General features: G+C 43.2%; 26 protein-coding genes and 1 pseudogene. 1 reads left to right on the top strand and 26 read right to left on the bottom strand.

The genetic code is table 11. From position 1 onward, the window contains the following. Positions 1-66: 66 nt before the first annotated feature. Positions 67-2,871, bottom strand: coding sequence for a phage tail tape measure protein (locus tag PTQ27_RS04630; protein ID WP_273747852.1), 2,805 nt, complete (start codon positions 2,869-2,871; stop codon positions 67-69). A 45-nt stretch (positions 2,872-2,916) separates the two neighbouring features. Between PTQ27_RS04630 and PTQ27_RS04625 the strand changes: the two genes are divergently transcribed. After that, complete coding sequence (locus PTQ27_RS04625; RefSeq protein ID WP_273747853.1) at positions 2,917-3,240, top strand: hypothetical protein; 324 nt, start codon at positions 2,917-2,919, stop codon at positions 3,238-3,240. Here PTQ27_RS04625 and PTQ27_RS04620 read toward each other — a convergent pair. From PTQ27_RS04620 to PTQ27_RS04500, 25 genes and pseudogenes are all read right to left on the bottom strand, one after another. After that, positions 3,219-3,335, bottom strand: a pseudogene (locus PTQ27_RS04620) (GpE family phage tail protein); the annotation flags it as partial. The gene PTQ27_RS04625 and the pseudogene PTQ27_RS04620 overlap by 22 nt on opposite strands. 32 nt (positions 3,336-3,367) lie before the next feature. Then, positions 3,368-3,682: a phage tail assembly protein gene (locus PTQ27_RS04615; RefSeq protein ID WP_273747854.1), complete on the bottom strand. Its 315-nt coding sequence runs from the start codon at positions 3,680-3,682 to the stop codon at positions 3,368-3,370. Positions 3,683-3,773: 91 nt separating this feature from the next. Beyond that, positions 3,774-4,292: a phage major tail tube protein gene (locus PTQ27_RS04610; protein WP_273747855.1), complete on the bottom strand. Its 519-nt coding sequence runs from the start codon at positions 4,290-4,292 to the stop codon at positions 3,774-3,776. Between the two features lie 10 nt (positions 4,293-4,302). Further along, positions 4,303-5,694 carry a phage tail sheath family protein gene (locus PTQ27_RS04605; RefSeq protein WP_273747856.1) on the bottom strand — a complete coding sequence of 464 codons (1,392 nt, stop codon included), beginning with the start codon at positions 5,692-5,694 and terminating at the stop codon, positions 4,303-4,305. Between the two features lie 48 nt (positions 5,695-5,742). Then, entirely contained in the window at positions 5,743-6,246 is a 504-nt protein-coding gene (locus PTQ27_RS04600; protein ID WP_273747857.1) for a Gp37 family protein, read from the bottom strand. After that, positions 6,247-6,681 (bottom strand): gp436 family protein, encoded by a 435-nt coding sequence (locus PTQ27_RS04595; RefSeq protein WP_273747859.1) that lies wholly within the window; start codon positions 6,679-6,681, stop codon positions 6,247-6,249. After that, positions 6,681-6,977 (bottom strand): DUF7210 family protein, encoded by a 297-nt coding sequence (locus tag PTQ27_RS04590; RefSeq protein WP_273747860.1) that lies wholly within the window; start codon positions 6,975-6,977, stop codon positions 6,681-6,683. The genes PTQ27_RS04595 and PTQ27_RS04590 overlap by 1 nt, the downstream gene beginning before the upstream one ends. Before the next feature lie 70 nt (positions 6,978-7,047). Then, positions 7,048-7,989 (bottom strand): hypothetical protein, encoded by a 942-nt coding sequence (locus PTQ27_RS04585; protein WP_273747861.1) that lies wholly within the window; start codon positions 7,987-7,989, stop codon positions 7,048-7,050. A gap of 28 nt (positions 7,990-8,017) precedes the next feature. Beyond that, positions 8,018-9,130, bottom strand: coding sequence for a peptidase (locus PTQ27_RS04580; RefSeq protein ID WP_273747862.1), 1,113 nt, complete (start codon positions 9,128-9,130; stop codon positions 8,018-8,020). A gap of 235 nt (positions 9,131-9,365) precedes the next feature. After that, the gene (locus PTQ27_RS04575) at positions 9,366-9,830 is read right to left on the bottom strand and encodes a phage virion morphogenesis protein (protein ID WP_273747863.1); all 465 of its coding nucleotides are present in this window, start codon (positions 9,828-9,830) and stop codon (positions 9,366-9,368) included. Next, the gene (locus PTQ27_RS04570) at positions 9,830-10,093 is read right to left on the bottom strand and encodes a Gp49 family protein (RefSeq protein WP_273747864.1); all 264 of its coding nucleotides are present in this window, start codon (positions 10,091-10,093) and stop codon (positions 9,830-9,832) included. The genes PTQ27_RS04575 and PTQ27_RS04570 overlap by 1 nt, the downstream gene beginning before the upstream one ends. Before the next feature lie 123 nt (positions 10,094-10,216). Then, positions 10,217-11,500, bottom strand: coding sequence for a phage head morphogenesis protein (locus tag PTQ27_RS04565; RefSeq protein ID WP_273747865.1), 1,284 nt, complete (start codon positions 11,498-11,500; stop codon positions 10,217-10,219). Then, the gene (locus PTQ27_RS04560) at positions 11,493-12,959 is read right to left on the bottom strand and encodes a DUF935 domain-containing protein (protein ID WP_273747866.1); all 1,467 of its coding nucleotides are present in this window, start codon (positions 12,957-12,959) and stop codon (positions 11,493-11,495) included. Before PTQ27_RS04560 ends, PTQ27_RS04565 begins: the two co-directional genes overlap by 8 nt. Beyond that, positions 12,949-13,074, bottom strand: coding sequence for a hypothetical protein (locus PTQ27_RS04555; protein ID WP_273747867.1), 126 nt, complete (start codon positions 13,072-13,074; stop codon positions 12,949-12,951). The genes PTQ27_RS04560 and PTQ27_RS04555 overlap by 11 nt, the downstream gene beginning before the upstream one ends. Next, positions 13,074-14,579 (bottom strand): terminase large subunit domain-containing protein, encoded by a 1,506-nt coding sequence (locus PTQ27_RS04550; RefSeq protein ID WP_273747868.1) that lies wholly within the window; start codon positions 14,577-14,579, stop codon positions 13,074-13,076. Before PTQ27_RS04550 ends, PTQ27_RS04555 begins: the two co-directional genes overlap by 1 nt. After that, complete coding sequence (locus PTQ27_RS04545; protein WP_273747869.1) at positions 14,579-15,151, bottom strand: DUF3486 family protein; 573 nt, start codon at positions 15,149-15,151, stop codon at positions 14,579-14,581. Before PTQ27_RS04545 ends, PTQ27_RS04550 begins: the two co-directional genes overlap by 1 nt. 22 nt (positions 15,152-15,173) lie before the next feature. Continuing rightward, positions 15,174-15,470 carry a VpaChn25_0724 family phage protein gene (locus tag PTQ27_RS04540; protein ID WP_273747870.1) on the bottom strand — a complete coding sequence of 99 codons (297 nt, stop codon included), beginning with the start codon at positions 15,468-15,470 and terminating at the stop codon, positions 15,174-15,176. A 1-nt stretch (position 15,471) separates the two neighbouring features. Then, a complete protein-coding gene (locus PTQ27_RS04535) occupies positions 15,472-15,807 on the bottom strand; it encodes a DUF2730 domain-containing protein (protein ID WP_273747871.1) in 336 nt (111 codons plus the stop codon). Continuing rightward, positions 15,807-15,959: a hypothetical protein gene (locus tag PTQ27_RS04530; RefSeq protein ID WP_273747872.1), complete on the bottom strand. Its 153-nt coding sequence runs from the start codon at positions 15,957-15,959 to the stop codon at positions 15,807-15,809. Before PTQ27_RS04530 ends, PTQ27_RS04535 begins: the two co-directional genes overlap by 1 nt. A gap of 39 nt (positions 15,960-15,998) precedes the next feature. Continuing rightward, the gene (locus PTQ27_RS04525; RefSeq protein WP_273747873.1) at positions 15,999-16,271 is read right to left on the bottom strand and encodes a DUF2644 domain-containing protein; all 273 of its coding nucleotides are present in this window, start codon (positions 16,269-16,271) and stop codon (positions 15,999-16,001) included. 2 nt (positions 16,272-16,273) lie between these two features. After that, on the bottom strand, positions 16,274-16,783 hold the full coding sequence (locus PTQ27_RS04520) for a glycoside hydrolase family 108 protein (protein WP_273747874.1): 510 nt from the start codon (positions 16,781-16,783) through the stop codon (positions 16,274-16,276). An 88-nt stretch (positions 16,784-16,871) separates the two neighbouring features. After that, complete coding sequence (locus tag PTQ27_RS04515; RefSeq protein ID WP_273747875.1) at positions 16,872-17,555, bottom strand: flagellar basal body-associated FliL family protein; 684 nt, start codon at positions 17,553-17,555, stop codon at positions 16,872-16,874. A gap of 84 nt (positions 17,556-17,639) precedes the next feature. Continuing rightward, positions 17,640-17,999 carry a Mor transcription activator family protein gene (locus PTQ27_RS04510; RefSeq protein ID WP_273747876.1) on the bottom strand — a complete coding sequence of 120 codons (360 nt, stop codon included), beginning with the start codon at positions 17,997-17,999 and terminating at the stop codon, positions 17,640-17,642. Positions 18,000-18,163: 164 nt separating this feature from the next. Continuing rightward, positions 18,164-18,706 carry an HI_1489 N-terminal domain-containing protein gene (locus tag PTQ27_RS04505; protein WP_273747877.1) on the bottom strand — a complete coding sequence of 181 codons (543 nt, stop codon included), beginning with the start codon at positions 18,704-18,706 and terminating at the stop codon, positions 18,164-18,166. Beyond that, complete coding sequence (locus PTQ27_RS04500) at positions 18,693-19,238, bottom strand: gp16 family protein (protein ID WP_273747878.1); 546 nt, start codon at positions 19,236-19,238, stop codon at positions 18,693-18,695. The genes PTQ27_RS04505 and PTQ27_RS04500 overlap by 14 nt, the downstream gene beginning before the upstream one ends. Between the last annotated feature and the right edge of the window lie 49 nt (positions 19,239-19,287).

Raw genomic sequence — 19,287 nt, 5'->3', positions numbered from 1 at the left:
TATGTTGCTCGCTAAATTCCGTTAAATCCACCGGCTCAAAAGCGATATTCCCTAACATAAAATACATTAATACGCTCTCCGTCTATATTGGTCTTCACTACGCTTCACCACATCTAAAATCAGGCGTTCCAGCTCTTGCTTACTCCAGTTCATTGCTTGCTGTAAGTCTTGCATTACACCCTCTTTACTTTGATTACCGTTAATTTGAATAGTCGGGCTAAAATGCACCACAATATCGCCACGGTTTTCGGTGTGGGTAACGGCATTACGGTTTAACGGCTCATAATCGCTAAAAATAGACGGATTTTGACCGCTTGCATTAGGATTGAAATCAGGCGTTTTCAGGCTAGATTGGTTTAAGCCAAGCAGATTGCCGATAAAGTTTGCCCCGAATTTCACATCATCCCACAATGAGCCGAAAAAGCCTTTTTTCTGGCTTAGAATAGGTTGAGCAATACTACCAATCATTGCCCCACCATAGTTCAGGCTATCCAACATTCCGACCCCAAGACGAGAAGTAGCTTCTTTAGTCATTACATATTCTCCACGGTGGACAATACCGGCCGGGGTATATTTACCGCCTTGTCCGGTGAAACCACCGCTAGAGAATCCGGTATTGGCTGCCATATCAGCCGTTTTACTGATTTGTCCGGCGTGTTCTCGGCTCACAACCTTGGTAGCTACATTGCCGATTTTTGCCCCCATTTTGTCCACTTCATCGCCAAAACCTAAAAAGCTCTTAATGCTTGCCACAACAGAGCTGACTTTTTGGCTGATACTGTCAAACATACCAAAAGCGGCAGACTTGATACCCTCCCACAAACCAGAGAACCACGCCGTTGCTCCGCCCCAAATCGTTTGAATATTTGCCCAAGCCCCGCTAAATAAGCCCGTAATAGTCACCCATAACTGACTGAAAAAGGTTGCCACACCATTCCAAGTGGAAGATACCCAAGCTGTTACCCCTGACCAAACACCTTGCACCCACGTCCAAAAGCTATTGAAGTAAGCGGTTACACTTTGCCAAAGATTTGCAAACATCGGGCCGATGGTTGCCCAGTTGTCGTAAATCAGATAAGCCTCTGTTGCAATGCCGGTAATAATCAAACCGATAGGATTAGTGAGTAATGCTCTCCCCATAAAAACGAAAGCACGCCCAACGAGAGTAATACCACTGCGTAATGCGGTAATAACTCGCCCAAACAGACTGATTTCACCGCTCGCTTTTGTCAGTCTGAACACTGCAATGCCAGCTTGTAATTTTCTAAATGTGCTATTTATCGCTAAAAACGGCGAGAGAACTGAACTTGCTACTATGCCAATACCACTTAATGCCAATTTCAAGCCAACGAAACCGGCAACCACACCGGCTACGGTTTTAATGATTTCTTTATGTTGGGCGATGAATGGAGTGTATTTTTCAATCGCCCCTTGCAGCCATTTAGCAAGATCTTTAATATCTTGAGCAAATACGCTACCAATTTCGCCCACAGCAGTTTCCCACACACCACCGAGAGATTCTAATGCTGAGCCTAAGGTAGCCGTTTTCTGCTTAATACGTTCTTGCAGGCTGGCTTGCTCACGCATTTTGGTGAGCATTTCTTCTAAACCTTTTGCCCCTTTTTGTGCCAAAATATCGGCAAGGCGACCACCTTCAATACCAAATAATTCTTCTGCAACTAAACCTGCACCTTCATCACCAAATTTTTTACGGATTTTCTCAAATTTGGTCATTTCAGCCAGCATACCGTCAATGCCTTTAAAATTCCCTTTTTTATCCCAGAAATTAAATTCAACACCGACAGCTTCCATCATTGCTCGGGCTTCAGCTTTCATCCCTTTTTTGGCTTGGGCAATCATCTTAGGACCTTTATTCATACGGCTTAGCATCATATTTAAGCCCGTACCAAAGGTTGAACCCTCTAAGCCTTGCTGACCAGCCATTGCCTCAATTGCCAATACTTTTTCAGTATTTTCCGCCCCGGTAAGTTTCATTGAGTTGAGCTTAGGTGCATAGTATTTCATCGACTCATACATTTGAGCCTTACTTAAGCCTCCGGCAAACATTGCACGTTGCAGATAATCCGCTGCCTGTGGTAACTCGTTTTCACTTAAGCGATGTGATTCCATAAATTTTGCAAGGAACTCACCCCCACTTTCCTGATCCATATCTAATAACACGTTCAGTTCAGCCGATGTCTTTAATGCTCCGCCTGTTAAAACATTGTCAGAAACACCTTGCTTTTTCAAAGCCATTGCCAACTTATAGAAATCCTTTTTAGTGCCGGGTAAGTCTGTGCCTAGTTGGCTGGCGATTTTGCCGATTTCTTCAAACTGACCGTAGCTACCATCCGCTTTCATCATCGAAATTTTGAGGTTATTGGCAGCATCTTCTTGCTCCATAAAGGTTTTCATTACCGAGCTGCCAACCATATATCCACCTGCCGCATTAACGAGGTTAGATTTAAAGTTGTTCTTTTGCTCTTCTCGAAATTTGGCATTACCTTGTTGCAAAGCGGTTGCTTTTGCCAGTTTCTGCTGGGTCACAAGACTTTTTTCAATCAGCTTGGTATATTGAGTTTGCTGGGCTTTTACTTTTGCAATTTCTTGACCGATTTTGCTGTATTCTTGCCGCATTTTGGCAAGACCTGCACCACCGCTTGCACTTGCTCGGCTCATTTCGGCATAGGCTTTTGCCTGTTTTGTCCGTAACTCAGAAAGCGTTTTACCTAATTTTTGATGCTGTGCTTGTGTTTTGCTGACAGCCTGCTTTAAGTTTTCGATTGACTTATTGGCATTTGCGAAAGAGGTTTTAAACGAGCTTGCCAGACTGGCACCAATTACCATTCCGATAGCTAAATTATTTGCCATTGATGAAATCCTTAGCGTAAAATAGAGATAAATAAGGAGGCTGATATGCTGACTAAATTGAATAATGTGTTTTCAGAATGGGATAGCTTTGATGTATGGCATAAGCTCACCTTAGGTGTTGCTGTGGTTTGCTTTGCCATACCGGTTGTTGGGGCTACGTGGGTGTATTGGGTGGAAATGCTGAGCCATATACCCGAAAACGCCAGCTTATTTTTAACAATGATCTCTTTAAGTATCATTGCCATAATTTATGTTATCGCTCTCGGGTTACTTGCTTGGATTTGGGCTTATGCCAGTATTGCAATGGGCTTGGTATTCAGTACGGTAACGTTACCTTTTATTTGGCTTTACCGTAAAATTTGCCCATAACCCGCTTTAACTTGCCTATTCATCTGTTCCACCCATTTGGGAATATCCACTAAATCCAATTCCAAAAGCTCGCTTGGGGAAAACTTAAACCACCAAGCGAGATCAGCAAAAACGGCATCTAGCTCGCTTACTCTTTGGGCTTTCCCTCTTTAATCAACTCAAGTACCAGCGTTGTTAATTGGTTGTAATCAAGGTTGTCCATTTCATCTAAATCTTCAGGCACAAGGTTGGTTAAGCGTAAAATGTAGAAATTCGCCATACGAATACCATCTTGATGCTCATCAAAATTTTGTGCTTCAAATTCACGCATATCTTTTGCTTTAATACGGCGGACTTGTAATTCGGTAAGGGTTTCACCATCAGGTTTGGTAATTGGATATGCCAATTTATAGGTGGTTTGTACACGAAGATTGGTTAAGACTTGTTGAGCTGCGTTAGCCATAAAAAACTCCTTTGTGAGTGGTTGTTGTTTAACTTCACAAAGGAGTTTAATTAAATGGTGTTTAAATTGATTTTAAACGGCTTTAAAGATTTTACTGCCCGATATTGGTGCGGAATTTCTGCAACACATCAACCCCGTTTACACGGTAGATATTTGCCAGCACATCAATAAATAACACCTCTCGACCTGCCACGGTTTGCTTAATGGAATGCACATTTAACGTGTCGGCAAACTCGGCATTTTCTTTGTTTTTGTGGCCTGTACCGCCGATTTTAGCGGCTGACACATTCATCACTGTTACCATCGGTTCTTCGGCAGCCAAGCCTTGAGAGTTAAATACTTGCAGGTTAGAGCGGATCATTAACTGGGTGTTTTTATACGGATTAAGCATTACCGCACGCACTTCAGGGTAGAAACTATCCCAAGTCAGTTCAGCTTCAATCGCATTTGTACCCGCAGGCAATTTAATCACGCCGTGTAAGCCTAAGCCCTTATGCTCAATAGTTTCAAACTCAATATCAGGGATTTTAACTTCATTCAAACGCCCCATTTGGCTATTGCCGTTAATGTAAACATTACCGTTTACAATTTGGTTAATTGCAATACTCATTTATTTCCCCTTATCGTTGTGAAACTAAGTTTGCCAAGTATTTACGGGTCATCACCGATTTGTTGCTGATACGCTCGCCCGGCAGTTTCGGGGTATATTCATACATAATCGGAATTTGCCCACGGCTGAACGCATCGACTAAATCATATTCATAGTCTAGGCTTACCGAATAGCCAACAATTGATTTCTGCGTACGCAAGAAAGTGTCAATGGTTTCAAGGAAGCTATCCAGCAACGCATCGTCAATCGGCAAATCAATAAACTGCAATTCAGCTTGGCGAATGCTTTCGTCAATAATATCGCCGGTGCGTGAAGCCACTTCGAAATTGCTGATATGTGTTTCCACAGGGAAGTTACTTGAGCGGTTACCCCAACATCTAAAACCTGTACCAAAACTATTAAAGATGGTGGTAATACCTACCGAATTTAATAAGTTGGTTTCGCTCTGTTCATCATCAACACGAGCGGTTAAAGGGATTTCCATTCCAATTACACCTTTCAGCTCCCAATTAGAAGTGCTATACCAGTAACCTTTTTCAACATCAACTAGCATTCTTAACCCAGCGATATGAGTGGCGTAATGTTCAGGCGTATTGTGTGTTCCAATTGCATAAGGGTAAAAATGGCGAACACTCTCATTGCAAGCAGAAGCATTGATTGTTCCCATCGGACCACGACCTTGAATTGCCTTAGATAAGCTCGTACCTTTCGGCAACTGGATATACGCTTTTGCGTGCAGTTGGTCGGCAAGGGTTGCTAAGGCAGCAGCACAGCTTGCGGTTTTATCAAATTCCGGGCAGATTAAGATTTTGGCATCTGCACCATAAAGATTAAAGCCATCACGCAATAATTCAAAACCTTGACGTTTACCGGTTAAGCTATCCACGCCGCCTTTAATGTCATCTTCGGTGACTTTGGTCGGGTCGGCATAGATATAACTTGCGGTTAGGTCTTGCTCACCGGCAAGGGCTTTTAAGGTAATCACACCGTTTTGCAAATCCACGCCATATTCACTTTCGCTTAATGTGCGGCCACCAATTTTTACATCAGTTACACTAATTAAGCCTTTATGTGCTGTATTAGCAATCAAGGTGTTTTTATCTTGGGTTAGGGTTTCGTTTGTGACTTCCGTGCGGTGTTTGGCAGGGTCTAACACATTAACCACATACACCTTACCTGCCGCATAGCGTGCCAAAATATCAAAGGCATCAGGTAGGGTGAAACCTTGATTTAAGATTGTGCCGAATTTGGCAAAATCTTTTTTGGTTAAACAGACGGTCAATTCATTAACTGCACCGATTGGGGCTGTGCCGACAATGCCGATAATGGCACTATCAACCACCGACACAGGCACAGAGCCACCATTGACACGTTCTGTTTCTGAACCGTGGTGAAACGTCATAATTTTCTCCTTGTAGGATGGGCGTTAGCCCNNGGGCTAACGCCCATCCTACGGTTTAAGTTTTAAGTCCGGACGAACCTGCTGGTCTTGACGGCGAAGATGAGTGGTAACAAATTTAGGCAAATCTGCCTGTTCTACCTTTTGCACCTGCTGGGTTTCAGTTTGCAAAATCAACTGATATTGCCAAAGCCCGGTTTCTTCGCTTGAGCCATTAAAAAATTCATCAATCAGCCAGCATTCCCCGCAGTTTTGAGGCTTAAACCCCACCACCAATAACCGCAATTTATCCAATAAATCCAATGCTCCTTCGTCATTATGCAAATCACGGGTGAGTACCGTTAAAGCAATTTGAACGTGGCGAACCTGTAACACCGCCTGCGTGGTGCGGGGCTTTTCAAACTTACTGGCCAAATAGCTAATCAACACCGCACCGTTAATGTGCGAAAGGTGATAGGTGCTTGGGTCATTTGGGAAGAGTGCCACTTCCCATTCGGGTAAGGCTTGCCGTAAATGTTGGCAAATATCCTCTAAAATCGGTTGTGTGGCTGACATCTAGTAATGGCTCGTATCAATGCGTGCATTCGCACGGACTTCATATTCATTGTTATCAGGTAGCAAGTCGTCCGATTGTTCCGTCTTACTTTCGGCAATCCCCAAATGGAGTTTACCGTTTGCAATTTGTTCCAATTCTTTCACCGCTTGCTGATAGGTTTTTTCGACCGTATCAGGCATTTTGGTTTCCGGACGACGTGAGTAAAGCCAATAACGGGCAAGGGTTAATGCGTGCTGATTGATAAGCGTTGGCACTTCTGCAAGCGGTAATGTGTAGCGAGAGCGTAACGCCGCATCGATACGTTCATTGGCGACTTTAACAGCCGTTTCAAGCACGTTTAAATTTGGCTCGGTCGCTGCCGGGTCATCATTACTGAGCTGCACCATAATCTTGCGACTAAAGGCAGCGAGTAGCTCATCAATCTGTATGTACATTAACGTTTATTGCCCTTTGTTTTTTCAGCTTCTGCGATGTTTTCTTCAGCGAGTTTTACATCTTCATCTGTAACGATTGAACCGTTTTCTTCTAACTTTTGCTCATCTTCAGGTGTACCATTTTTGGGTGGTTTTGGCTCTTTAGGCTGCTTAGGTACTTTTGGCTCTTCCAAAATCACTTGTAAGTTGATCGCATTGTTTTCTGCCTGTTCAGCAGTTAATTCAATTTCTGCACCGACTTCATAGCGTTTGCCATTGTGTAAAATTGGGGTATTGAGTACGATAAATTTAGGCATAGTTTTTTCCTTTTGAGATATTATCTATAGGGCAAAATATCTTTTGCCCCATTGCTAGATTCAGTTGTGGTTACACCGCAGACTTAATTAAGTAGCCTGCTTCCGCCATTAACAAATATTCTTTGTTAATATCAGTGGCACGCACGTTATAGACTTTACCGCCTACCTCATCGTATTTATCCACCACTAACGCCCCTTGACGGCGGAAGGTGTAACCAAACGATGGGTTGTACATAAAGTGCTTGCCGTTTGCATCCGGTTTTGCCACGTGAGCCATTACAATATCGTTTGCCCAAATCGGCGTATCGACACCATCAAGGGTGGCACGATAGCTGGCACGACCGACCGAAACATTTAATTTCTGACCGTCTTCAGCCAACATTTCAGCAAGCAATGCCGGCGTTAAGCGTTGCAAGCCACGGCGTTTTAACACTTCCACAATTTGCACGTGTGAACGCAGTTCCGCCCATACATTTGCCGGAATGACGATAGTATTTACTGCACCTGCACCGGCTTTACGCACCGCTTCAAAACCATCATCAAATACACCGAAAATATCGGAATCTTTATGGCTGAATTGGCTTGTGCCGGAAAGCGTTACTTTATTGTTTGTGCCGTATGAGGCTTCATTGGTCACTAAGGTGGCAATGCGCTTTTCACGGTTTAAGGCTAATTTTTCCGACACCAAATTCACCGCATACTGTTCGTAAGCAAAGTCGGCTTCGTTGTTTTCACGGTAGTCGATTGGATACGCCAAATCTTTTTCCGTTAAGGCGATTTGGTCAGAGGTCACTTTTGCCGGAGTGATTTTGTTGCTTGCAGCGTGCAGTTCACGCTCATCGCTTTCCACCACAAAGGCTTCTTTACCAAAGCGAGGTAGTCTTGCCCCTTCTTTCGGGATTTCAACAATCGGCAATAGATTTGTTCCCACAAACTCTTCATTGCGATAACCTAACGCAAGGTTCGTAAGCACTGGGTCGGTAAGACGTTGTTTTACTACTTGTCCTGACATTTTGTTTTCCTTTTAATTAAACATTACATTACTGCACCGCAGCTAAGGCTGTGCCATAGTCCACGTCGTGGTCTTTCATATACGCACGCACACGGCGGTCTAACTCAATACGAGCCGGATCATCGTGTTCAGAGTATGCCACTTCATCAGCTTCAGGCTCTTTAGCTTTATCCGCTGTGGCAAACTCACCAAACTGGATAATCTGAGGTGATTGCGACATTGCAGCTTTTAACTGTGAAACCACATCTTCGCCTTCATTAAACTCCGGTTCACGGCCGGCTTTCAGCTCTGAAAGGTTATTTAAAGCCTGAATAAAGGCTTCTTTGACAACAGGGGCAAGTTTGCCCTCAGCAACTAAGCCTTCGCAAAACTCAGCATTACCTGCCTTTTCGGCTTCCAGTTCTGCTTCTGCCTTTTCCGCTTCAGCTTGAGCTTTTTCGGCTTTGAGCTTATCGTTTTCAGCTTTCAAGCGTTCAAGCTCTTCTTTCTCTTCTGCACTCATTTCAGGTTCTCCTTCTGGTTGTGCGGGTTCATTGAAAATCGGTTCAGGTGTTACCTGTTCGGCTTGCACCTGTTTAATAATTTGTTCACGCATTGCATCTTCTTTTAGCCAGTCCACTTCGTGTGGCGGGAGAGCTTTATTTGCCTCATCAACACCAAATTTGCTGACTAGCCAATCACGCAAACGGCTAAATAGATTGGCTTGTCCCCATTCCGAAAACTCAACAAACTCATCGTCTTCGGCAAACTCCACCTGCTTTAAGCCTTTCACCGCCGGTGACATTGCCCCTAAAAAACCAACGTGACGGAGCGATAACACGCCTTTATGTGGGTTATTAGGGCTATCAGGTAAATAAAACGCAGCTGACACTTTTTTGAATTTGCCTGTGGCGACCATTTCTGAAAATTCGGTGTCTAGCTGATCTACTTCAGCTTTTAGCACATCACCCTCAAGTGAAAGAGCTTTTACCCAACCCCAAGCAGGGTTATTTGATTTCGGGTGTCCAATCACCAATGGGGCTTCGTGAAATTCGGGGTTATAAGTCGCAACCGTTTGTTGCAACATTTCAGGGGTAATTTCGGTTAAAACACCATTAGCATCATAACGCTTACCGGCTTTAAAAATTTCAATTTGGGTCATATTGCCTCCGTGATGGGGCAATAATAAGGAATGAGCGGTGGAATAGCTTTTAAACTGGTTTAAAGATTTTTGAGGAGGAAAATAAGAAAAGTAAATTTATATAGATATGCAATACCGTTTAAATGCCGTTTAAATCGCCCTACAAGCGTTTAAATTTTTCTAACCGAATAATCAGGCGAATAGAAAATAAAAACGCACAGCGGCGTTTCTATGCGTTAAATTTGATTTTCAGCCGTTATTTGCCCATACGACCAATAATTTGCCCTAAATGCCACTCAGCTTTGCGTAAAAGCAACTGCTCATCTTTATCGCCTACGCCTAACCACGGTCGAGCCGGAATAGCCACTTTTTTACCCCGACCGGCATTACCACCAAATTGATGTAAACGGGCATAGACTTCTTGTGAGCCAAACTCAACATTATCATTTGTGACATTGTAAGCCGTTTTATCGGCAAGGTAGCCGTCTTGCCGTAAGATTTTGGTGGACTTACCTCGTTTACGTTTTAAAGCAAGCGTGCTACTGGCTAACGGTTTCCAATTTTTACCATCAGGGTCTTGCTCCGCTTTAAAGCGTGCCATGTGAATTTTCTTTAGGGTTTCCCCTAAAATGCCATACAGTCGCCGAGGTTGCTCAAGCTGATTTGCAATTTTTTGCAAAGAATTGACCGCTTGCGTGTGGTTAAGGGTGATCTTAATCATTAGAAACCGGCTAATTTATTTTTGAGGGCATAACCTTCTAATTGCCATAACTTATCAAAGGCATTTTGATAAGCGACTTTTTCGCCAATCTCCTGATTATAATTGGCTGGAGATACGCAAGCCGATTCGCCTGTAACAGTAAAACCATTGTGTAAAGTCAGCACGCAAACCGTTAATGTTTCACTTAAACGGTGGAAGGCTTTATTTGTGATAATTGATTCTAAGTGTTCTTTCGTAACACGAGGGGCTTGTTGTTCTGTCATTTTTGACTCCTTGTTATTGATTAAAAAATAGTTTAGGCGTATAGTAACTTCATTGCCTTAGGTGTTTCCTACTGGTAAAGGTTGTTAGCTCATCGCTTTCATTATGAGGTTCGATTCCTCCGCTTAAGGCAATTTTCCTTCTAACAATTCAAATGATTTGAATTCTTTCCACGCTTCTGCATTACTGATTAGGCTTCCGGTTACCACTTGGTTTATCAAAGCTCTTTGTCGTCCTTTTGCTCCGTGCCTATCTTGAAAAGCGACTTCATAGCCAACTTTAATTGCGATTTTGGTTTGTGCTACATCATATACAAACAATAGTGTTTGTTCTGTTTGATGTTTATCAATTAAGATAGCTGTGGGGTGTTGTAACTTTGCAGGCAGCTCTTCCCAAAATTCCAACGGTATGGCAATACCTGTATTTTGTTTTAGCTCTCGTAGAGCGTGTACCATATCGCCTTTTGTTATTGCAATAATTGCAGATTGCGGAGCTAAATTGATCTGCTGTAACCGTTCAATCACCGCAACAGGTAGTACCCCTAACAACTGCATATTCTCTACTTGGGATAATGCACTTCCTTTAGCATTGGCAACATCATTTACCCAATTTTTAAAGGCTTGGTTATGTAACTTTGCAACCGGCTCTTTTGCCAATAAATCACTGACTGCTTTGGAGGCAAATATAGGATCGGCGGTAACCATTTTTTGCATTAGCAACTTATCTACATTTGCTGTTCTCCCGGCTTTGAGATTATCAAAATTATGCGGTGTAAAACCCACATCAACGCCTTTCGGCACAGTTACGACTCGTGGATTACCTGTTCGCAGCCCTACCGTTTTTTGTTCAAACTCAATTTGAGGCGGTGGACTGAGAGTTTTAGCCTCGTGTTTCAGGTCAAAATCATCAAGTGCTTGCACAGTACAATGGCAGCCGTAGGCTTTGATTGGGTAGTGATACTTCCAAAACGGGTCGTCATAACGCAACACTAAGCCGTCCCACGCAACGTGCTGTGGGCGTGGGTGGGCGTTGTCGTTGTGTTGATATTCCCAATAAGGCATATCTTCGGCAAGCTCCAAATGCTGCTGCAATCGCCCACGGTTATACGCCCCATAAACATTGGTATCGTAAATAATGCGTGTTCGCCAGTTTCGTCCGCCGTTATATTCCCAACCGGTTTTCGCCACAATCTCATCAAAACGCTTGCGGAAACTTTCAAGCGTTTCGCCGTTGTGAATGGCTTCATCAACCGCTTTGCGAAATTCACTCAACACTTCGTTGCGATTAGCCCCAGCGACCACGAAAAAATAGTCGTGTTCTTCGCCGAGAATATCCAGATAGCTATTTGTGCGTAGATTGAGTTTTTTCTCAAAATATTGGGCTTGCTGTTCAAAAGTAAATTTACTCATTGCGTTTTGCCTTGATGTCATCGTTTACCGATTGTCTGCCAGCCAGCTCTGCAACTGTTGAACTTAATGCTAACAGCTCGCCATATTCGGCAAAACTTAGCTCAGGGATAAGGCTGTCTAACTGGCTCTGAAAATCTTCCAGACTGTCTGCTTGAGCGAGTTTATCTTTAACCCCCTGTAGCCAGTCATCCACCATCGCTTCGCCCTCGTGTTCTAACTGCTCCAAAATAGGCACGGGCATTGGCACTTGGGTTTTGATTTGGGTTCGGCGTTGTCCTTCACTAAATTCTGCGGTATTTGCAAATTTTTCCACTTTTTCGATCGCTTGCACCTCAATATCACCGGCTTCAAAACCGTATTCACGCTCGAAGTACGCTTTAGAAAAACGCACGCCCATTTCGTGCAGTTTACGATCTCGCTCGACTTGGTCGGTGTTGATGGCTTCTTGCTCGTAAAATTCAAACTTCGGCAGTTGTTCTACATTGAAGTTATATTTCACAATCCACTGCAACAGCGTGTTGAAGGTCGCCTCAATCATCGCTTGGTCGTCTGAGCGAATATCTTCTACCACTTCCAAGCCTGCGGTGGCACTTGCACGGTTGCTTTCTTGTTCGGTGGTTTGGTTCTGCCCGAGCAAGGCGATATTGATTTCTGCCTTACAGAAATTTAGAAACTTTTCAAAGGCATCGGTGCTGGCGGATTTGCCTGCCGCCTCTTTGATTTCCACCGAGCTGTCTTCGGGAATCACCGCAATCGCTGAGCTAATCATTCCCTCTAAGGCATCCGCTAGTCGTTCTTTATCTGTATTGTGAGCTTGGCGAGGGTGTTTACCTATCAGCCACGGCGAGCCGTATTTTTCGGTAAATTCCAACCAGTATTTGAAACCACCTTTTTTAAAGGTCGCCGCCCAAAAGCAGAGGGAGAGATCGCCCAAACCGTAAGGATTATCCTGTGAGGCTTCTTGGGTGGTGAGCAAGAATTTATCGTCTGGTAACAACTCACCATTAATCCAGTTTTCTTTGGTTCGAAAACGCAGCTGGTTTTCTTCGTCAAATACAAACCATTCCGGCTTTTTACCGATAATCGCTTTTGGTACAAATAATTCACCTTCTTTTGCCCAAATAACCTCGCTGATATGGTAGCCGTAAAGTGCCGCATTCAGCATTTCGGTAATCAGGTTATTCATCGGCAAGCGGTCAAAGATTTGATAAATCTGCTCGTCCACCTTCTCATTGTTAGTGGTGGTAATTCGCCACTCTAAGCCTTTAATCGCCGCTTTTCTACGGCGTACACCCGAGCGAACTTGACCATCTGATAGTAACTCACGGTAAACAGAAATATCTTTCCCCATTCGCTTTAAAATCGGGTCGGGGTTCGGCAGGTAATAGCCAAATGCCCAGTAATCAATACTTCTGGCACGGGTGGCAATTTCGCTCACTAAATTTGTTTTATTTGCCATAAGCTGCACTCGCTAAAATAAAAGAAAAAAGAATGCCCCAACCCCAACCATCAATGTTATTGATAAACAGGTAAAATGAGGCACACATCATTAAACAAAGTGGTATATATCGCATTATTCATATCCTTCTGTTAATTGTTGGCTACGGCGTGGACGGCGTGATACCGGCTCAACCGGCATTTGCACCAGTTGTCGGCTGGCATAATGTGCTAACAGTAATGAAATTGCCGTATCGCCGTGCCGTTTGTTTTTACCGTCTGCACTTTTGGTGCGTTTATCGGGTATGCGTGGCACGCCTTTTACCACTTGGAATGAACGTAAATCAGCCAAAATATCCGCATCTTTCGGTATGCCACCTAGTTCACCGTCTTCGAGGGCGGCTTTAAACGGTGCTGTGTGTTCCCGATACCATTTTTCGGATAATTGCACACACTCAATCAAGGTGCTAAATTCATCTCGTGCCGCCTCAGCCAAGTAGCCACCGTTGCCTCGTGCATCGAAAGCTCCACCGGCAAAGTGTGGTAAGCGTTTAAGAATAAACATCACGATCTGTTCTTGTTGTTTGTAGGGCATATTGCCGAGTTCAACAATAAATGCGACGTTACGCTCAAGATTTTGCTGTTGAGCTAATACCACCAACGAGGTCATATCACCCGAGCGGGCAAAGTCTTCTCCCATAAAATGCAGTAAATCAGGATTAAGTGTTGCTAATAGTGGCTCAATCTCTAACTCGCACCATTCGGCAATCTCAGCATAACGAGTGGGTTCAGGCACAAGGCTAAAGCCGTCTTTTGCAGTAAAACGGATAACCGGCGTCTCTTCGCTCATCTGCCGTTCAATCAAGGCACGAGAAAGCCATAAGCCCGAGCCGTTCTTTGGTACGCAGTAATATTCTTCTTCTGCATCTTCTTTAGTTGCTGTGTCGTTGAGCAAGTTTTCTTTCCACTCAGCTTCTTGTTCCGCTGTCCATTCCTGCTTGCTTACTTGGCAAATACGCTGATACAAGCCTTCAGCACAGGCATCATCAAGGGTAATAGTGTGAATTGAATAACGTTTTTTACCGGCACGGCTGTCTAAAATCAGTTCGTTAAACAGATTATCCGCCCCATTGTGGGTGGAGATTAAGCGTACTTTCGCTCCCCACATTGTGAGAGCCAACGCTGCTTTTAACACTTCGGCAAGGTATTCGTGGAACGCTGCCTCATCAATCACTACCACACCTTGCATACCCCGCAGGTTTTTCGGGTTGCTGGATAAGGCTTTGATTTTGAAGCCCGATGAAAAGTAGATCACATAAGTGAGAATATCTTTATCTTCATCATTGAAAATTTCTTCCTGAATTTCACCGCTTGCACGGTTAAATTTCGCTGCCCACATTGCACATGCATCAATAAATTCCCGTGCCATTTCCTTGTTTGAGCCGATGTAGAAAACATCAGAGCCACCACCGGCTTTGGTGCGTGAGGCAATTAAGACATCATCAGCCGCTTCCGCCCACGTTAAACCGGTACGGCGGGATTTTTCCGCAATCTTGAGTTGGCTATCGTCTGCTATCCAGCGTTTTTGATAGCCGAGCAGCAGCTCGTTCGGGTCAAAGGGGATAAAATCAGGTAAGGTCATTACACTATTCCTAAAATTTCAGCTTTTAGCCTATCTACGGTGTCTTTCGATAAACCGGCTTGTGCCACCACTTTTTCAGCAGTTTCGGCGGCTTGTTGGGCCACCTCTTTGCGGATCGCCTGTTCACGCTTAAAGCTCAAACTTTCCGCTTGTTCTAAGCGTTGAATAGCAGACGAGAGTAAAGCGAGCTGTTTGGGTTCAATACCGCCTTCTTGTTCGCCTAATTTCAACGAGGTTTCAAAGGCAATTTGCTTCACCATTTCCATTAAGGTTTTGCCGATGTCGGTTTGTGGCATTTCACCGAATTGCTTCGTCCAAATTTCAGCGACTTCACGGGCATTGCGGATTTTTGCCCCTAAGCGTTCCATACGGCTTGCGTAGCGGTTCAAGCCGGTTTTGCTTAACAGCATTTCATCAGGCAAGCCACAATCCCGAATTAAGTCATTAATTTCTTCTAAAATTTGTGACTGTGGGTACTGCTTATCACGCAACATCATCGCCAGTTGGGTTTTAATATTCGGCGGCAGTAAATCGACTTTTGATGCTCGACCACGAGTATTTTTCTCGCTCATTTAAACGCTCCTTAAATATCGTTTAAATTTTCGGGCGAGGGCGTTTAACACCACTAACCACAATACGCCCTTGAGCAACATCTAAGCCACGCTGGGTAATGCTTGCCACCATATAACCGTCACGCAAACGCTCCAAGGTAATTAAGCCTTGTTCCTCCAACCACTCTAAGTGCGATCTAACTAAATCACGGCTAATATCGTGACCGTATAAATCTAGGCAATCACTAATAATTGACTCATTGGCATCGTAACCGGCTTCAGCAAGGCTGCGTAAAATCACAAGCCGTTGGTCTTGGGTGAGTAAATCTCTTAACGACATATCATTCCTTTAATTTTGCTTCTAACAATAAGCCGAGTTGGTGGCTGATACTATCCACCTGTTTTGAGGTGGCTTTTGTATCGCCTTTCACATCAGTAACTAAGGTTTTCAGTTTTTCAACGTCCACCGCACTCGGCAGGTTTTCTACCTTCGTTTCAAGGGTGGTTAAGCGGTTATCGTGGCTTTTGGCAATTTCCAGTAATTCGCCAATATCATTTTTCTTGGCGTATTTACTGTCTAATTTCAGCCAAAATGCCCCGGCAATAATCGTAATCAGGGCGGAGATAAAGCCAAAATTCGTACGGATAAACTCCCAAAAAAGTGTTAATAAATCCATTACGACTCTCTCCGTCTTGCTCGCCCAACCGGGTTTTCTACGCCTTGTTTAGTGGCAATGGCTAATAAATCACGGCGTTCTGCAACAGTTGGCTTTTGTTGATGAAAACGCCAGCTCTGCCAGCGTTTACGAATTTTCTTTAAAAACTTCATTTACGTTTACTCCATTTCCCTAGCCACGCAAAAAAGCGTTTAATCAGCTTGAGGAGTTTTAACAATGCCAGCAAGGTGTTCATTGACCGCTCCTTTGATTTTGGCTTGATAGCTCGTAACCACACCTTTTGCAGTGGTTGCCCCGAAGAGATAAATCAACACATTATTTAATAGGCTTTCAGCGTAAGGTTGCTGAGTTAGCACCGCATAAATCATCAGCCCAAATACACACAGCGTGCCAAAAAATTGCACCGTACTGGTGGTGGATAATGTGCCGTTGGTTGAGAGTAGCTCTTTAAGTAGTTTTACCATTGTTACACCTCATTATCAGCTGCTGCATATTCCAAGTTGCCGGCTACACGGTTTACCCAGCCTTTACCGAAAGTCGGGAAAGTTTTGAGCTTGGTGTAGAATTTCAGGCGTTCGGCGTTAAATAGCATTAACAGATCGCTTTCCGCTTTTGCATTAATTGCCTGTACGGTAACGTTGCCGATAATGCCGTCATCAGCTACACCTGCTGCACGTTGCAACATTCGGCTGGCATTGCCAAAACCGTGATTGACTACGGCATCAAAGAACTGATACGCCACAGACGGGGTAAGTTCGTCACAACGGTAACGCTGCCAGAAGGCTTTTTGATAGATTTGGTAGGCTTGTTCACGGGTCATATTTTTCATTGCCGAAATGTAACCGTTAGCGACAGCAGTGCGTTTGGTAATTCCCCAGTTGGTTTCACCGCCCGGGTCTTGTGGGTGATTGACATAACCGCCCTCGTGTCCGATTAAGCGGTCAAAAATTTTGCGAAAGGTAAGGTTTTGAGACATAAAAAAACTCCAGTTATTAAGGATTACTTGATAACTGGAGTTTATAAAATAAGAGATTTTTTTGATTTTAAAGTGGTTTAAAGATTCTTTATTTCAGTAAATCTTTCACTATATTTGTGCGTTCTTTTTCGTTATAAACGAACTTATCCCATAGTTTTGAGCCACTCATACCCACTTGGCGATACTCTTTGTTCTCTTCTGTTTGCACAAGATCGTCAATAGACTCTGCTGCGGTGTATTTTCTTAATATTTCAAGGGCTTTCTCTCGTGTTACTGTTGCTTTTAATTTAACAGCTTTTTGTGGTATTTCTTTATTTTGGGCTGTTACTAATACAGGGTAAGCCTCCACCGTAACTTGATTTTCAGGTGTATTCATAAATGTGCGATAAATCGCATATAGAAAGCTCATTTCACCATATTCTTTTACTAGATTTTTTTCATCTTCATCTAATTTTTTAGTGATTAAGATAGAAAGTGGCTTTTCTGATAAGAATTTAACTTCCCCTTCTGATTCTCTATAATCATTAAATTCTCGGAACATATCTTTGGCTTTATCAAAGATTAAGATCCCTTTTTCACTCACAGTATATTTTACATCTTTGGAGATACGACCCTCAAAAGATGGTTTTGCAGGAGTGCTGTCTGTTTTAATTTCTGTGGTTTCAGTAGGTTGTTGAGCTACTTCTTGTTTTTGCTCATCATTGCCAACAATAGCCCCAATAATCATTAGTAATACAATAAGTGCTAAGATTATTTTTAATAATTTTTTCATTATAAACTCCCTAGATTATTAATTAAAAAAACAGCCCGATTATAAACAAAAAGCCCCGAAAATGATCAGGGCTAAGAAAATAATTTACATCTCAAACATACTCATCTGCCTGCGGGCAACTTCGTCCTTATGGACTTTCTTCACGATTTTATATACCCACTGCATTGATACATTGTACTTACGAGCCAATTCTCGGTGGTTGTTGCCGTTAAATTCCTCGTAAATTTTCATATCTCGCTCATTAAGAGCCATCAATAAATTGCGAGGGATATAAATTACCTCGCCACCCCAGTTTTGAGCAATCCGCTGTGCAATATCAATGCCGACCTGTTTTGCCTGTTCCGGCGTAAATTGATGTTTTTCTTCTAATTCGACTTCAATATGCTTGGCTAAATCGGTTAAAACTTCCGGGGCTTTTTCTTCAAAAATATCCACTAATTCCATTGTCTATTTCCTATCCAAAAACCGTTTCGGTTATTGTATAAAAAACCATTTCTATTTTGTGAAATATTTTTTAAAACTCAATCTTAAAACCCGTTTAAAGCCTGTTTAAATCAGGTTTTATCGCACTTTCAAAAAGTTAAAAAGCCACCTTCCGGTGGCTTGTGTTATTTGGGTTTATGAGCTAACCAAATCTGATACTCAGGGCTATTTTTTACAACCTCTTCACGCCCTAAATCAATAAACCGTTGCACATAGGCAATGGCATTGCGTGTTTTTTCCAGCTCTGCTTGTTCTGCATTTACGGTTTCGTTCTCGGCTTTCCCTGTTCTGACTACAGCAAAGTGGACTTCCTGTGTTTTATAAACTTTTTTCAGATAATTATGGTTAGTTAATGATTCAGTTTGCTTACCAGCTTGCATTTCTTCTAACCGATTTTTCCGAATACTTAATACCGTTTCACTTAATGCGTGAGCTAACAGTAACGAGCAAGGGTAGAGAGCCAACACTTCCTTGAAAATCTTTAACGCTCGTGAGTTGCTGAGATTGCTTTTCGGTGGTTTAAATAAGCCTAAATAGGCAACCATTGGTTGAGCCACGCCGTGCGTTAATTGGCTGGTTTTGCCAAGTAACTCACGCCCGGCTTCATCTTCCACAAGGGCTTCTAAATGTATGTCGCTGTGGCAAATAGGGCATCTACATAACTTCATTATACCACTCCACTAATTCGTTGTAGCTTATCTTTGGATCAACCGTGTAAGTCTTACCGCTTAAGGCTTTAATCATCACACGCTTATGCCATTTTTTCAGGATTTCCAGCATTTTGGCAGCATCATTACCGTCTAACGCCCCCACATTTAGCACCAACACAGAGCGATTTTTATTCATTACTTTTCGCATATAGGCATTTAACGCTTTTTCGCTTGGGTCGTTTAAAAAACCGTGTTTTCCCATCGTAATCCACACCGCACGGATTTTATGCACAATCTCACTTTTAACGGTTGTTTCACCGGTAGCCGGGCTGTAAGCGGTCGGTTTTTTACCACGTTTTGCAAAATATTTTACCTTTGCCCCTTTGGCTTGCAGCTCGTGTAAGACTTTGTGCAACTCGACCACCGTGCATTTAGTTGAGCTGGTTTTATTTGTCAGCCGTTTAAGTAGCTCTCGGTAGCTTAAATCGTCCATATTCAGCTGCGATTTGGCAATATGGATAAGCTGGATTAGCTTGGCTTTGTCTGTCATTGTTTTCTCCTGTAAAACACATTATTCAGCCCACTTAAAGAAGGGTTAA

The sequence above is a fragment of the Mannheimia cairinae genome, from assembly GCF_028649535.1.
Taxonomy (GTDB): domain Bacteria; phylum Pseudomonadota; class Gammaproteobacteria; order Enterobacterales; family Pasteurellaceae; genus Mannheimia; species Mannheimia cairinae.
This window is presented reverse-complemented; position numbering and strand designations above follow the sequence as displayed.